14 protein-coding genes are annotated in these 14,837 nt (G+C 69.5%); 4 read left to right on the top strand and 10 right to left on the bottom strand.

Annotated features, from left to right (window positions below; genetic code table 11):
- The first annotated feature begins 293 nt into the window (after positions 1-293).
- Positions 294-1,505: a glycoside hydrolase family 64 protein gene (locus ACQEVG_RS27520; protein WP_432992938.1), complete on the top strand. Its 1,212-nt coding sequence runs from the start codon at positions 294-296 to the stop codon at positions 1,503-1,505.
- A gap of 90 nt (positions 1,506-1,595) precedes the next feature.
- Here ACQEVG_RS27520 and ACQEVG_RS27515 read toward each other — a convergent pair whose 3' ends face one another.
- The gene (locus ACQEVG_RS27515) at positions 1,596-2,108 is read right to left on the bottom strand and encodes a hypothetical protein (protein WP_432988610.1); all 513 of its coding nucleotides are present in this window, start codon (positions 2,106-2,108) and stop codon (positions 1,596-1,598) included.
- A 228-nt stretch (positions 2,109-2,336) separates the two neighbouring features.
- Between ACQEVG_RS27515 and ACQEVG_RS27510 the strand changes: the two genes are divergently transcribed.
- The 3 genes from ACQEVG_RS27510 to ACQEVG_RS27500 all read left to right on the top strand — a co-directional run bounded on the left by ACQEVG_RS27510 (position 2,337) and on the right by ACQEVG_RS27500 (position 4,144).
- Entirely contained in the window at positions 2,337-2,960 is a 624-nt protein-coding gene (locus tag ACQEVG_RS27510; protein ID WP_432988608.1) for a YceI family protein, read from the top strand.
- A 144-nt stretch (positions 2,961-3,104) separates the two neighbouring features.
- Entirely contained in the window at positions 3,105-3,926 is an 822-nt protein-coding gene (locus ACQEVG_RS27505) for a helix-turn-helix domain-containing protein (protein ID WP_432988606.1), read from the top strand.
- Positions 3,923-4,144, top strand: a complete 222-nt coding sequence (locus tag ACQEVG_RS27500; RefSeq protein WP_432988604.1) for a DUF397 domain-containing protein — start codon at positions 3,923-3,925, stop codon at positions 4,142-4,144. Before ACQEVG_RS27505 ends, ACQEVG_RS27500 begins: the two co-directional genes overlap by 4 nt.
- A 7-nt stretch (positions 4,145-4,151) precedes the next feature.
- On the opposite strand, the gene ACQEVG_RS27495 is transcribed toward ACQEVG_RS27500, so the two are convergent.
- The 9 genes from ACQEVG_RS27495 to ureA form a co-directional block, all read right to left on the bottom strand.
- Positions 4,152-5,072 carry an oxidoreductase gene (locus tag ACQEVG_RS27495; RefSeq protein ID WP_432988602.1) on the bottom strand — a complete coding sequence of 307 codons (921 nt, stop codon included), beginning with the start codon at positions 5,070-5,072 and terminating at the stop codon, positions 4,152-4,154.
- Positions 5,073-5,141: 69 nt separating this feature from the next.
- Positions 5,142-6,470 carry a hypothetical protein gene (locus ACQEVG_RS27490; RefSeq protein ID WP_432988600.1) on the bottom strand — a complete coding sequence of 443 codons (1,329 nt, stop codon included), beginning with the start codon at positions 6,468-6,470 and terminating at the stop codon, positions 5,142-5,144.
- A 224-nt stretch (positions 6,471-6,694) separates the two neighbouring features.
- On the bottom strand, positions 6,695-8,293 hold the full coding sequence (cimA, locus tag ACQEVG_RS27485; RefSeq protein ID WP_432988598.1) for a citramalate synthase: 1,599 nt from the start codon (positions 8,291-8,293) through the stop codon (positions 6,695-6,697).
- Between the two features lie 495 nt (positions 8,294-8,788).
- A complete protein-coding gene (locus tag ACQEVG_RS27480; protein ID WP_432988596.1) occupies positions 8,789-10,111 on the bottom strand; it encodes an MFS transporter in 1,323 nt (440 codons plus the stop codon).
- An 80-nt stretch (positions 10,112-10,191) separates the two neighbouring features.
- Positions 10,192-10,794 carry a TetR/AcrR family transcriptional regulator gene (locus tag ACQEVG_RS27475; protein ID WP_432988594.1) on the bottom strand — a complete coding sequence of 201 codons (603 nt, stop codon included), beginning with the start codon at positions 10,792-10,794 and terminating at the stop codon, positions 10,192-10,194.
- A 98-nt stretch (positions 10,795-10,892) separates the two neighbouring features.
- The gene (locus ACQEVG_RS27470) at positions 10,893-11,912 is read right to left on the bottom strand and encodes an agmatine deiminase family protein (protein ID WP_432988592.1); all 1,020 of its coding nucleotides are present in this window, start codon (positions 11,910-11,912) and stop codon (positions 10,893-10,895) included.
- Positions 11,913-11,922: 10 nt separating this feature from the next.
- Complete coding sequence (locus tag ACQEVG_RS27465; protein ID WP_432988590.1) at positions 11,923-13,614, bottom strand: urease subunit alpha; 1,692 nt, start codon at positions 13,612-13,614, stop codon at positions 11,923-11,925.
- Positions 13,611-14,021, bottom strand: coding sequence for a hypothetical protein (locus ACQEVG_RS27460; protein WP_432988588.1), 411 nt, complete (start codon positions 14,019-14,021; stop codon positions 13,611-13,613). The genes ACQEVG_RS27465 and ACQEVG_RS27460 overlap by 4 nt, the downstream gene beginning before the upstream one ends.
- The gene (ureA, locus tag ACQEVG_RS27455) at positions 14,018-14,704 is read right to left on the bottom strand and encodes an urease subunit gamma (RefSeq protein ID WP_432988586.1); all 687 of its coding nucleotides are present in this window, start codon (positions 14,702-14,704) and stop codon (positions 14,018-14,020) included. The genes ACQEVG_RS27460 and ureA overlap by 4 nt, the downstream gene beginning before the upstream one ends.
- Between the last annotated feature and the right edge of the window lie 133 nt (positions 14,705-14,837).

The raw sequence follows: 14,837 nt of genomic DNA, 5'->3' as shown, positions 1-14,837 counted from the left end.
CGAGAAAGGTGCGGCGGGACCACGCGGACGACATCGGCACGAGAGCCTCCGGAACGGAAGTGGTTCATACCGCTTGCCTGTTGGTCTAACACGCCCTTCAGGAGGCTTTCAATGGGCATGACAGATGACGACTCTCGCGCGATAGTCCAAGTCGCCCGCCGGGCCGTCAACTTATGAAGCGGGAAAAATTCTGAGAGCGCTCTCAGTCACAACTATTGACGCCCGCTGCCGTCGTCGTGAGAGTGGCCTACACCCCCCACGAGCACAGGAGTTCACCCGTGATATCCCGCAGAATGTTCCTGTCCGGCACCGCCGCGGCCGCCACCGCGCTCAGCTACCCCCTCTGGGGAAGCGCTCTCAGCCCGCGCGCCAAGGCCGCGGCCCCCACCTGCGAACTGGCCCTGGAGAACAAGTCGTTGCCCGGCCAGGTCAACGCGTACGTCACCGGCCATGAGCAGGGCACCGACCGCTGGGTATTGCTCCGCCCGGGCGGCGGCGTCTACTACCCCGAGTCCCCGGCCGCACCCCAGACCCCGCTCCCTGTCGACTGCGCCATCCCGCTCCGCGCGGCCGGCGCCGGACCTGTCGTACTGACGCTGCCTCAGATGTTCGGTGCCCGCGTCTACTTCGTGCGCGACAACAAGCTCGACTTCTTCGTCAACCCCGGCCCCGCCCTGGTCGAGCCGGCCTTCGCGACCCCGGCCGACGCCAACTACGGCCGCACCTGGTCCTTCGCGGAGTTCACCTTCAACCCGTCGCAGCTGTACGCCAACATCAGTTATGTCGACCTGGTGACCGCCCTCCCCATCGGCCTCACGCTGACCGGCGACGCCACGCACCGGGTCGCGCCGCTGCCCGGCGGCGCGCTCCAGAAGATCGCCGACGGTCTCGTCGCCCAGGCCGGGCGCGACGGACAGCCCTGGGACAAGCTCGTCGTCCGCGGCTCCGGCGGCCAGGTTCTGCGGGTGATCTCACCGCAGAACCTGATGGCCCCCTATTTCGACCGGCCCGCCGAGATGCCTTTCCGGAACGTCTTCGACGGCTACATCAACCAAGTCTGGCAGAAGTACCGCAGCACGGATCTGCGGATCGATCTCCAGGGCGGCCGCGGCATACGCACCGGGCGCGTCAACGGTGACGTACTGACCTTCACCGGCGGCCACACCTTCGCCAAGCCGACCTCGAAGGACATCTTCACCTGCAACCACGGGCCGTTCACCAACAACCCCGGCGACTCCGACGACAAGAAGGGCCTACTGGCCAGGCTCGCCGCCGGGTTCAACCGGACGACCCTGCTGACCCATCCCGACCAGCCGAACAGCGCGACAGCAGCCGACTACTACCGCGACCCGGCCACCAACCACTGGTCGCGCGTCGTCCACGCCAACACCCCGATCGGCTACGCCTTCCCGTACGACGACGTCCGCCCGGACGGCCAGCCGGACGTCTCGGGCGCGGCGTACGACGGCAACCCGCGGCGCTTCACGCTGACCGTCGGGAGCTGACGGCGTGCGGGTGCCCGGCCGTACCAGGGGGCGGCCGGGCACCCGCATCCATGGGCACGCTCAGCATGGTGCCGTCAGGCGGGGTGGGGCTCAGCAGCCGCCGCAGTTGTAGTACGTCACGTCCCAGTGGCTGCCCTCGTCCGCGTAGACGTTCCCGGAGCCGGACTTCCACTGCGGGGCGCCGTCGCCGGGCCGCGCCCCGACATAGGTGAACGTGTTCTTGATGTAGTTGCCGACGCAGGTGTACTTGCTGAAGTCGAGCTTGTAGCCGTTCCAGTGCGAGTACGTGCCACCCGCGTGCCCCGCCTCCGTGCCGCCGGTGATGTTGAGCGCGCAGCCGCTCGCGCTCTTGAGGGTCTGCGCCCCCTTCGCGGTGGCGAGGTTCAGCTGCTCGAAGGACGTACACGACGGGTTGTTCCGGTCGGAGCAGCCGCCCGACGAGGACCAGGTGATCCCGGAGGAGCGGAACATCGAGGTCGCCGTGGCATGGCTGATCTTGGTGACCGCGTGCGCCTCGGTCGCGCCGCTGATGACGCCGAATCCGGGCGAGAAGAGCGCGCCGGTGACGAGCGCGAGCGCGGTTGATACGGAGCGGATTTTCATGGGGGATCCCTCCTGCTGATGACCCTTGAGGACCGGTGGATTCCTGTGGGACGGCCGTGCAGGTGGAGCAGGGAGATGGTGCCCGAGTTCTACGCGCGTCCGAAAGAGTGCGGCTGCGTCCTCCGGGTGAACCCTTCGAGAAGATGTTGAACTTTGAAGGGAATGGATTTACTGTCGATGTCGTTGAAGCTTAAACAACACGACAATCCGTCCCCGAAGGAGCGCGTCATGGGTCTCTTCAACCGCAAGTCCGACACCGACACCACCACGGCAGCCACCACCGCCACCGCGGTCGCCGTTGACCCCGCGCTGGCCGTCCTGACCGGCGACTACAGCATCGACCCGGCCCACAGCACCATCGGCTTCACCGTCCGTCACGCCATGGTCACCAACGTCCGCGGCTCCTTCGGCGACTTCTCCGGCAGCCTGCACCTGAACGGCACCGACCCCCACCACTCCACCGCCGAGATCGACGTCAAGATCTCCAGCATCGACACCGGCATCGCCGACCGCGACGGCCACCTGCGCAGCGGCGACTTCTTCGAGGTCGAGCAGTACCCGCTGATGACGTTCCGCTCGACCCACGCCGAGCAGCTCGGCGGCGACTCGTACCGCATCACCGGCGACCTGACGATCAAGGACGTCACGCGCCCGCTCGCCATCGACCTGGAGTTCAACGGCTCCGCCACCGACGTGTATGGCAACGAGCGCGTCGGCTTCGAGGGCAGCGCCGAGATCCTGCGCTCCGAATGGGGCCTGACCTGGAACGCGGCGCTGGAGGCCGGCGGCGTGATGGTCAGCGACAAGGTCAAGCTGAACTTCGACATCTCCGCGATCAAGCAGGCCGTCTGAGGCTGTCTGCTCCAGATCCCCCGAGCGCGCCCGCCCTGCCGTCCCCCGCGGCCGGGGCGGGCGCTCTGCCGTACGCACCCGTACAGAGGTTTTGTACGGGTCGTGACGGGTCAAGTGCGGTGCGTGGCGGGAAGGGGGGACCTCATGCACTCGGCAAAGCGGCCCAAGCGGGTCACCTCATGGCATCTGATCGGCGCGCAGCTCGGCGTCTTCCGCAGAGCGGCCTGTATGACTCAGGGGGAGCTCGCGAGGCGGCTGGGTGTAGTCGAGGAGACGATCGCCTCGATCGAGCAGGGACGCAGAGCGCTGAAGCTGGACCTCGCGGTGAGAATCGACGAACTGCTCGACACGAAGAAGGCGTTGCAGACCGCGGTGGAGAAGGTGCCGCAGCGGGAGAGGTTCCCGTTGTTCGCGCAGGACTTGGTGGAACACGAGCAGGAGGCGCTGACCCTGCTGTCGTACCAGAACCATGTTGTGCCGGGTCTGCTCCAGACCGAGGAGTACGCCCGTGCGGTCTTCGGCTGCATGTATCCGCCCCTCGAAGAGGAGGTGCTGGAGGAGTGGGTATCAGCCCGCCTGGAGCGACAGAAAGTCCTTGAGCGCAAGCCTCGACTAATGGCCAACTTCCTACTGGAAGAGGTCATCCTGCATCGCCCCATCGGCGGCCGTCAGGCACTGCGCAACCAAATCCACCACCTGCGGTGGTGCGCCGAGCTCCCGTCTCTGGGCTTACAGATCATGCCCACGTCGCGGGAATCGCACGCCGGACTGGCGGGCCCGCTCGTGCTGCTGGAAACCCCCGACCATGACCAACTGGCTTATATCGAGGGGCAGCTCGTCAGCTTCCTCCACGATGATCCAGACAAGGTGAGTGTCCTCGCGCAGAAATATGGGATGCTGCGTTCTCAGGCCCTCTCCCCCGCGGAGAGCGTGGGTCTGCTGGACGATCTGCTAGGAGACTCATGAACTGGTTCAAGTCCAGTTACAGCAGCGACCAGGGCGGCGACTGCCTCGAAGTCGCCTACGACTGGCGGAAGTCGAGCTACAGCGGCGACGAGGGTGGCGACTGCGTAGAGATCGCCGCCCACCCCCTCGCCGTCCACATCCGCGACTCCAAGAACCCCTCCGGCCCCGTCCTCACCGTCGCCCCGGACGCGTGGGCCGCCTTCGTCGCCGAGCGCTGACCGAGGCCTAGAACCCGCCGCCCGTCGATCCGTGGAGCGAATCGAGGCTGGCCAGTTCGTCCGCGGAAAGCCGCAGCGCACTCGCGGCCACGTTTTCGACGAGGTGGTCCGGATTGCCGGTGCCCGGGATGGCCAGCACGTGGGGTCCTTGCTGCAGCGTCCACGCCAGTCGGACCTGCGCGGGCGTCGCGCCGTGCGCGTGTGCGACGGCCAGTATCTCTTGGCTGTCGGTGGCGCTCGCGCCCGCCTCGCGCCCGGCGCCGGCGATTGCGTAGAACGGTACGAACGCGATGCCCTGCTCCCCGCATCTGCGCAGGAACTCCCGGTCCTCGGGCCGTGCGCCGACGCCGTAGGAGTTCTGCACACAGACCACCGGCGCGATGTTCTGGGCCTCGGCGAGCTGTTCGGGCGTGACGTTGGAGATGCCCAGGTGGCGGATCAGCCCGGTGTCACGCAGGTCGGCCAGCGCACCGAAATGCTCGGCGATCGAGCCGGTTGCCAGGCTTCGTGCGATGCGCAGGTTCACCACGTCGAGGTGGTCACGGCCGAGCTGGCGCAGGTTCTCCTCGACCTGGCCGCGCAATTGATCCGGCCTCGCCCACAGCCACTCACCCGACGGATCCCGGCCCGGCCCGACCTTGGTGATGATGACCAGGTCGTCCGGGTACGGGGCCAGTGCGCGGTTGATCAGCTCGTTGGCTGAGCGCAGCGGCGAGAAGTAGAACGCTGCGGTGTCGATGTGGTTCACGCCGAGCTCGACCGCGTGGCGCAGCACAGTTGTCGCCCGGTCACGATCGCTCGGGGTGCCGTTCCCGAACACCTCGCCGTTCTGCGTCAGGCGCATCGCGCCCAAGCCGATCCGGTTGACTGTCAGGTCGCCGAGTTGCCAGGTGCCCGCGGCCGCCGCGGTGATCGTCTCTGAGGTCATGATCGGAGTCTGTCAGCCGGCCCTCGGAGCGCTTCGAGCTGGCATCAAGCTGCCAGACCGGCGTACTTACTAGAACCCGCCGCCCCCGTCGAAGCCCCCGCCGCCGTCGAAGCCTCCGCCGCCCCAGTCGCCGCCGCTGAAGTCGGACGAGTTGAAGTCCGCGCCGGAGTAGTCGCCGCCGCTGAAGTCACCGCCGCCGTAGTCCGCCGCGTACGCAGGGGTCGAGAGCATGGTGCCCAGCAGTGTGCCCACCAGCAGGCCCGGCAGCAGGCCACCGCCGAAGTAGCCGCCCGCCCAGGGTCCGTACGCCGGTCCCGCCTCCCAGTACGGGCGGCGGCCGGATTCCGTCTCGACCGTGCGGGCCATCGGGTCCTGGCCGTCCTCGATACGGGCCGCGTCCGCGGCGCAGACCGGCACCTCGCGCGCGGAGCCGGCCGCCGGGGACCAGGGGACGTCGGCGACCGAAGGACCGTGGCGCGGGTCGAAGAAGCAAGGTGCCCGGCGGTCCGGCACCGGCCGGCCCGCGCGGCGCGCGTCCAGGACCGCCAGCGAGAACCGGCCGTCCTCCAGGGCCTGCGTGACCCCGCGTACGTCACTGGGGTGTTGGGCCGATCCCATCAGGGACTTCGCCCTGTCGTACGAGTCGAGTGCGCGCTCGTAGTCGGCGCGCATCGCGTCGTCCGCGCCCTTCTCCGATGGGTGGAAGTCGAGCCGGTCGAGCTCCTCGCCGAAGGCCGTGATGTCCTCGTCGACGACGACCCGGAGCTTGTCGAGTGCGGCCCGCTCCTCCTCGGCCTTCTTCTGGCGCTTGCGGTGGATGACGATGTACGCGCCCGCGCCGCCGGCGGCCAGGACCGCGCCGAGCGTGATCAGGGATCCGGTGCTCGTGCCGTTGTCGGAGCCCGTGCCCCAGGAGGAGGGGGCGCTGCCGCGCAGCTGCGGCAGTGCCTGGTCGACGAAGTTGTTCAGCTGGGTCGCGGCGTCGGCGCCCGGGGGCGTCTTGACCGCGGTGACCAGGTTCCGTACGGCCTGGTTGGACATGACGCTGCGGTCGGCGCCCGCGTTGAAGCCGTTGCCGAGGCGGATGGCGTACAGGCCGGTGATGCCGGTCTCGGTACGGAGATTCCGCAGGACCGTATCCGGCGGGAACTGGGACCCCGTGGGCAGCACGGCCACGAAGAGGGGCTTGTCCGCGTCCTTGATCTTCTTCGCGAGGGCGTCGGCGTCGGCCTTGGAGAGCTGGCCGGCCGCGCCGGGGTCGACATAGACGGGACTCTGCTTCAGCGCCTGGGCCGCGTCCGGCACCCCCGCGGCGCTCGCTCCGGGAGCCAGGAGCACCAATAGGAACAGTGTCAGCGCCGCGAGGGCCGACAGCAGGGAAAACGGCCTCGTCCTCATATCTCTGAACGCTACCTGAAGCCGGGCAAAAGCGGCGATTGTACCGATCGCTGCGCGGACCGGCCGTGCCGAAACGTGGCCTGGCGCAACTCCGACGGCTCGAAGGCGCTGGCGTACAACGATTCCTCGTCGGCCGCAGAGCGTCACCGTCATGCACCGGAGCCGCCAACCAGAAGTGGCGGCTCCAGTCCTGACCTGCCCGGGCCATGCCTGCCCTGCGCGGGCTACTCGGCCGGTTCGACGCCGGCGCGCAGCAGACCGTAGGTGTACGCGTCCTCCAGGGCCTGCCAGGAGGCGGCGATGACGTTCTCGGCGACGCCGACCGTGGCCCATTCTCCGGTTCCGTCGCCCGTCGTGATCAGTACTCGGGTGGTGGACTCGGTGCCGTGGCGGCCTTCGAGGATGCGGACCTTGTAGTCGATCAGCTCCAGCTTGGCGAGCTGCGGATAGATCTTCTCCAGGCCGACGCGCAGCGCCCGGTCGAGTGCGTTGACCGGGCCGTTGCCCTCGGCGGTGGCGACGATGCGCTCGCCCTTGGCCCACAGCTTCACGGTGGCCTCGTTGGCATGGGTGCCGTCGGGGCGGTCCTCGACGATGGCCCGCCAGGACTCCGTACGGAAGTAACGGCGGGCCCGGCCCTCCGCCTCCTCGCGCAGCAGCAGCTCGAAGGACGCGTCCGCGGCCTCGTAGGTGTAGCCCTTGAGCTCGCGCTCCTTGACCCGCTCGACGACCCGGCCGACAAGCTCACGGTCACCGCCGAGCTCGATGCCGAGCTCTTTGCCCTTGAGCTCGATCGAGGCGCGTCCGGCCATGTCGGAGACGAGCATCCGCATGGTGTTGCCGACCAGCTCGGGGTCGATGTGCTGGTACAGATCGGGGTCGACCTTGATGGCGGAGGCGTGCAGTCCGGCCTTGTGGGCGAAGGCCGAGACGCCGACGTAGGGCTGGTGGGTGGAGGGTGTGAGGTTGACGACCTCGGCGATGGCGTGCGAGACCCGGGTCATGTCGGCCAGGGCGCCCTCGGGGAGGACCTTCTTGGCGTACTTGAGCTCCAGGGCGGCGACGACCGGGAAGAGGTTGGCGTTGCCGACCCGCTCGCCGTAGCCGTTGGCGGTGCACTGGACGTGGGTCGCGCCCGCGTCCACCGCGGCCAGGGTGTTGGCGACGGCGCAGCCGGTGTCGTCCTGGGCGTGGATGCCGAGGCGCGCGCCGGTGTCGGCGATCACGGTGGAGACGACGGCCTGGATCTGGGCCGGGAGCATCCCGCCGTTGGTGTCGCAGAGCACGACGACGTCGGCGCCCGCTTCGGAGGCGGTGCGGACGACGGACTTGGCGTACTCCGGGTTGGCGCGGTAGCCGTCGAAGAAGTGCTCACAGTCCACGAACACCCGGCGGCCCTGTTCGCGCAGGTAGGAGACGGTGTCGCGGACCATCTCCAGGTTCTCTTCGAGCGTGGTCCGCAGGGCCAGCTCCACATGCCGGTCGTGCGACTTGGCCACCAGCGTGATCACCGGCGCGCCGGACTCGAGGAGCGCACTGACCTGCGGGTCCGCGGCGGCCTTGGCGCCCGGGCGGCGGGTGGCGCCGAAGGCGACGAGCTGGGCGTGCTGGAAGGTGATCTCCTGCTGGGCACGGGAGAAGAACTCCGTGTCGCGCGGGTTGGCGCCGGGCCAGCCACCCTCGATGAACCCCACGCCGAAGTCGTCCAGGTGCCGGGCGATGGTCAGCTTGTCCGCGACGGTGAGGTTGATGCCCTCGCGCTGCGCGCCGTCGCGCAGCGTGGTGTCGAAGACATGAAAGCTGTCGTCGGTATCCGTGGTCATGACTGAATGGACTCCTGTCGGATTCGTGGCTCCTGAAATTCTGGATCCACTTGCCCCCATCTTCGCGCGGCGCGTCCCCGGCCAGGGTGAGGCCGTAAAACGAAAAAACCTCTCGCGGGTGCGAGAGGTCTGCGCGCGGGTCTGGGGCACGGTGTACGCCGTCGTATGTGGTGGTACGAGGCGGTCACTGAGGACCGGCGCGCTTGCTGCCCATAATCATGGCGAACGTAAGCACGGTGGCAGTTTGCCACAGCCGGGGGGTGGGGTGGACCGGGGTCTCACAATGCGGGCGGTGGGGCCGCGGGGTGCGGCGACCGGGCTGCGCCTGCGGCGGGCGTTGCCCCCACCCCGCCCCTTCCCGTAACCGGGGCTCCGCCCCGGACCCTCCCCCTACGCCCTGCGGGCGTGGGGGGACCCCCACCCCTCAATCGCCGGCGGGGCTTGAAAATCAAGCCCGTCCGGCGATTGAGGACACGCCCGAAGGGCGTTCGGGGGTCAGGGGACCCGGGACGCCGCCGGGGACGGGGTCACCCCTGGCGCCGTCGCCGACACCCGGTTCAGGTCGATGTCACGCGTCTCCCGCATCGTCACGTACACCAGCAGCGACACCGCCGCACACCCCGCCACGTACCAGTAGAACCCCGACTCCATCCCCGCGTCCTTGAACCACAGCGCCACATACTCCGCCGTCCCACCGAACAGCGCGTTGGCGATGGCGTACGGCAGGGCAACGCCCAGCGCACGCACCCCCGTCGGGAAGAGCTCCGCCTTCACACACGCGTTGATCGACGTGTAGCCGGTGATCACGACGAGCGCGAGCAGCGAGAGACCCAGCGCCGGCCAGAAGGAGCCCGCGTGCTTGAGCATTGTCATGATCGGTACGGTCAGGAAGGTCGAGCCGACCGCGAAGGTGATCAGCAGCGGGCGACGGCCGATCCGGTCGGAGAGTTTGCCCGCGAGCGGCTGCAGACAGGCGAAGACGATCAGCGCGCAGAAGGACACCAGGGTCGCGGTCTGCTTCGGCAGACCCGCGGAGTTGGACAGGTACTTCGTCAGATAGGTCGTGTACGTGTAGTACGCGACGGTCCCGCCCATGGTCAGCGCCATGACCAGGAACGCCTCACGCTTGTGCGCCCACAGCGCCTTGATCGTGCCCTTCTCCCCCGCCGGGGTGTCCTCGCCGGACTCCTCGTACACCTCCGTCTCAAGCATGTTCCGGCGCAGATAGAAGACGACCGCAGCGCCGAGCGCGCCGATGAGGAACGGGATGCGCCAGCCCCAGCTGTGCAGCGCGTCCGCGGACATCGTGCGCTGCAGGATGATCTGGAGGCCGAGGCCGACGATCTGGCCCGCGGTCATCGAGACGTACTGGAAGCTGGAGGCGAAGCCCCGGCGCTCGGGCGCGGAGGCCTCGGTGAGGTACGTCGCGCTGGCCGCGTACTCGCCGCCGACCGACAGGCCCTGGAGCAGCCGGGCGATCAGCAGGACGGCGGCTCCGCCGTAGCCGGCGACCCCGTAGGTCGGCGCGATCGCGATGAGGACGGCGGAGGCGGACATCAGACTGACGGTGAGGGTCAGCGCGGCTTTGCGGCCCTTGCGGTCACCGACCCGGCCGAGCAGCCAGCCGCCGACCGGGCGCATGAAGAAGCCGACGGCGAAGATGCCGGCGGTGTTCATGAGCTTGGCGGTGTCGTCCCCGTCGGGGAAGAACGCGCCTGCGAAGTACGTGGCGAAACTGGCGTACACGAACCAGTCGAACCACTCCACCATGTTGCCGGCCGAGCCGACCCAGATCTTCTTCCAGTGCTCTCGTCCCATGATCCGAGACCGTGCCGGAATGATCTTGGACGGGCAAGGGCGCAGAAGACAACGATCGGGAGTACTTGCGTGCGTTGCGTTCAGGGAAGCAGGGCTTCCGCAATGAATTCCCGCACGTGGGCGAGGACTTGGGGCCGTCCGGTGCCGGGGAGTCCGACCGCGACGTGCACGCTGAACCCGTCGAGCAGGGCGCGCAGCCGGGCGGCGAAGCGGTCCGCGTCGACGGAACGGAACTCCCCGCGGGAGATGCCCTCCGCGATGAGGGCCACGAGGTCCCGGTGCCAGGCCCGCTCGATGGCGGCCTGGCGGGCGCGGGCCTCGTCGTCGGCGTTCTGCGAGCGGTTCCAGACCTCGAGCCAGAGGGCCCAGTGGGGATCGCGTGGTCCGTCGGGGATGTACAGATCGACGTAGGCGTCGAGCCGTTCGCGTGCCGGGGCCTGCTGGGAGAGCAGCGCACTACGCTCCGCGCCGAGGCGCCCCTCGCTCCACTCCAGGGTCTGGAGCAGGAGCTCGTCCTTGGTGCGGAAGTAGTAGAGGAGATGACCACTGCTCATCCCGACCTCGCGCCCGAGCCCGGCCATGGTGAGTCCGTCGAGGCCCCGTTCGGCGATGGTGGCCATGGCGGCGGCGAGGACGGACTCACGGGGCGGCGCGACATTGCGACGGCGCTGGGCGGGGGTCATGCGGCGATCTCCTCGGCGACGACCGCCTGATCGGGGGACACTTCGTGCACCTGTCTGTTCTACCTGATCGGCCCTGACCACTGGGCCGCCCCTGAGTCTCAAACCTTCGGCTGCTGTTGTGTGATGCAGTGGATGCCGCCACCGGCGGCGAAGATCGTCCTCGCGTCGACCAGCGTCACCGTCCGGCCCGGGTACAGGCGGCGGAAGATGCCCGCCGCGATCTCGTCGCGCGGGTCGTCGAAGGCGCACAGGACCACGCCGCCGTTGCAGACGTAGTGGTTGATGTACGAGTAGTCGACCCAGCCGCCGTCCTCCTCCCGCACCACCGTGGGCGCGGCGACCTCGACGACCTCGATGCGGCGGCCCTTCGCGTCCTTCTGGGCCCTGAGGAACTCCACGTTCTCCTGGCAGAGCTCGTGGTCGGGGTGGGCCGGGTCCGGCTGGGTGTGGGCGACTATGACGCCCGGGCCCGCGAAGGCGGCCACGATGTCGACATGGCCCAGGGTGCCGAAGCCGTGCGGCGGATAGTCCGCGGTCAGACCGCGCTTCAGCCAGATCGCCCTGGTGGTGCCGAGCCGGGCGTGAATCTCGGCCTCGACCTCCTCCTTCGACCAGCCCGGGTTGCGCTCCGGGCCCAGCTGCACCGTCTCGGTGAGCAGCACCGTGCCCTCGCCGTCGACATGGATGCCGCCGCCCTCGTTCACCAGGGGTGAGGAGTGGACCTTCACTCCGGCCAGCTCGGACACATGGCGGGCGATCTTCGCGTCGTGCTCCCAGCTGGCCCACTCCTGCGCGCCCCAGCCGTTGAACACCCAGTCCACCGCCGCAAGTTGCTCTCCGTGGGTGACGAACGTCGGGCCGATGTCGCGCATCCAGGCGTCGTTCAGCTCGCGCTCGACGACGTCGATGTCCGGGCCGAGCAGGGCGCGGGCGTCCTCCGCCTGACCCCGGCCGACGACCATGGTGACCGGCTCGAAGCGGCGTACGGCCTGGGCGACCGACGCCCATGCCCGCCGGGACTCGGCGAGGTCGTCGCCGGCGAAGGTGATGTTGGGGCTCGGCCAGGCCATCCAGGTGCGCTCGTGCGGGGCCCACTCGGGCGGCATGCGGAAGGTCATCGGAGATCCTTTACAGGAAGTAGAGGCGGTTGAGGGAGATCGAATCGGCGGGCTCCGAGCGCAGCGGATCGCCGTCGAGGGTGACCAGGCCGGTACGGCCGTCGACACCGACGTCGCCGATCCGGGAGTTGAGGCGCAGATCGGCCGGTCCGATACCACGGGTGCCGCGCACGGCGACCCTTCTGCGGCGCGTCGGCATCAGGTCCGAGCCGAGATCGGTGGCGGCCCTGGCCACGAAGGCGACCGAGATGTCCGCCGGCGTGGCGCCGTAGGCACCGAACTGCGGCCCGAGGACGAGCGGTTCACAGGTGTCGGTCGCGGCGTTCGGGTCGCCCACGACACCGTAGGCGGGGAAGCCCGACTTGAGGACGAGCTGCGGCTTCGCCCCGAAGTACTGCGGCTGCCACAGCACGATGTCCGCGAGCTTGCCCACCTCGATCGAGCCGATCTCGTGCGCGAGACCGTGCGCGATCGCCGGGTTGATGGTCAGCTTCGCCGTGTAGCGCAGCACGCGCGCATTGTCGTCGTGCGCGCCGTCACCCTCCATCGGGCCCAGCTCGGCCTTCATCTTTCCCGCCATGGCGAAGGTGCGGCGTACGGTCTCGCCCGCGCGCCCCATGCCCTGCGCGTCCGACGAGGTGATACCGATCGCGCCGAGGTCGTGCAGTACGTCCTCCGCGCCCATCGTCCCGGCCCTGATCCGGTCGCGCGCCATCGCGGCGTCGCCGGGCAGGTCGGTCTTGAGGTCGTGTACGGAAACGATCATTCCGTAGTGCTCGGCGACCGCGTCCCGGCCGAAGGGCAGGGTCGGGTTGGTGGAGGAGCCGATGACGTTCGGCACGCCCGCCATCTTCAGCACGTTCGGTACGTGTCCGCCGCCGCAGCCCTCGATGTGGAAGGCGTGGATGGTCCTGCCGTCCAGGACCCTGAGGGTGTCCTCGACCGAGAGACATTCGTTGAGGCCGTCGCTGTGCAGCGCGACCTGCACGTCGTGCTCCTCGGCGACCCGCAGCGCGGTGTCGAGGGCGCGGGTGTGCGCGCCCATGTCCTCATGGACCTTGAAGCCCGAGGCCCCGCCCTCGGCGAGCGCCTCGACCAGCGGCGCGTCGTGGGAGGACGAACCGCGGGCGAGGAAGCCGATGTTGACGGGCCACGCGTCGAAGGCGTTGAAGGCGCGCCTGAGGGCCCATGGCGAGTTGACGCCGACGCCCCAGACGGGGCCGAACTCCTGACCGATGATGGTGGTGACGCCGGACGCGAGGGAGGCTTCCATGATCCGCGGCGACAGCAGATGCACATGGGTGTCGACGGCACCGGCGGTGGCGACGAGGCCCTCGCCGGAGACGATGGACGTGCCGGTGCCGACGACGACGTCCACGCCGTCGAGGGTGTCCGGGTTCCCCGCTCGGCCGATGCCGGAGATCCGGCCCTCGCGAATACCGATGGACACCTTGCGAATGCCCTGAACGGCGTCGATGACGAGGACGTTGCTGATGACGACGTCGCACGTCTCACGGACGGCCGATGCCTTGAGGTGGAGTCCGTCGCGGGCGGTCTTTCCGAAGCCGGCGAGGAATTCGTCGCCGGGCTTCTGGGAGTCGGACTCGACGCGGACGACGAGCCCACTGTCGCCGAGGACGACGCGGTCGCCCGCGCGCGGGCCGTGCACGGATGCGTACTCGTACGGATCGATGCCGGTCATCGGCGGACCTCCAGTCGGTAGTGCGAGTCGGGCGCGGGTCGCCCTGCTGCGGCGGTGGTGTGGTCGCGGGCGGCGGCCAGCACTCCGGGAGCGGTGCTCACCGGACCCAGTGCGAAGCCGCCTGCGGGCACGGCTGCTGTCACGCCGGGAGCGGTGCTCACCGGGCCGAGGGCGGAGCCGCCTCCGGGCACGGCGGCCGTCAGACCGCGAACGCCGGCCGCCGAGGTCATGCCGGGGGCGCCGGTCGCAGGGGTCACGCCGGGGGCGCCGGTCATCGGGGGCACGCCGGGGGCGCCGGGCGCCGGGGTCATGCCGGAAGCGCCGGTCATCGGGCCACGCGGCCCAGCGGTCACCGGGCGGGACGCCGCGGCCTCCACGCTGACCGGGCCGAGGGGGGCGGCGCTCACCGGGCCGCTCCCAGATAGCCGCAGGCCGCCGCGCGGCGCAGGGCCTCCTCCTTCGCTCCCGGCGCGTCCAGCGGGCCGTCGACCAGGCCCGCGAAGCCGATCGCGATCCGGTCGCCGCCCATGGGCAGCAGGCCCACCTCCGACTCGCCGCCGGGGTCGAAGCGGACCGAGGAGCCCGCCGGGACGCACAGACGCATGCCGTACGCCGCGGACCTGTCGAAGTCGAGGCGCGGGTTCGCCTCGAAGAAGTGGAAGTGCGAGGTGACGCCGACCGGCACGGTCGCGGTGTTGCGTACCGTCAGCCGCACTGCGGGCTCCGGCTCCGGCTCCGGGTGCGCGGGCCCGGGCACGACCGCGCCGGGCGCCCGATCCGCCAGGCCGCCCCCGATCGGGTCGGAGACGACAGCGAGCCGTGAGCCGTCGTCGAAGACGGCCTCCACATGCACCTCGGTGACCACGTCCGCCACGCCGGGCAGGACGTCGTCGGGGCCGAGCACACTCCGCGCCGCCTCGATCGCCTCGGCGAGCCGGCGCCCGTCGCGGGCCGCCTCGCAGACGGTGTCCGCGATGAGCGCGGTCGCCTCCGGGACATTGAGCCGCAGCCCGCGGGCCCGGCGCGCCCGCGCCAGTTCGGCCGCGCCGAAGAGCAGCAGCCGGTCGCGCTCGGTCGGGGTCAGTCGCACGTCACCACACCTCCCGTTTCGAACGACACTCTAACCACGAGTTTCGCTTCACGGAAGCATTGACAGCTGAGCACGGCTTGAATCGCATTGAGCGGCACTCAAACAGTCGGGCGTCAGGGCGGCCAATGCCGAT

Source organism: Streptomyces sp. CA-135486 (assembly GCF_050936555.1).
Lineage (GTDB): Bacteria > Actinomycetota > Actinomycetes > Streptomycetales > Streptomycetaceae > Streptomyces.
This window is presented reverse-complemented; position numbering and strand designations above follow the sequence as displayed.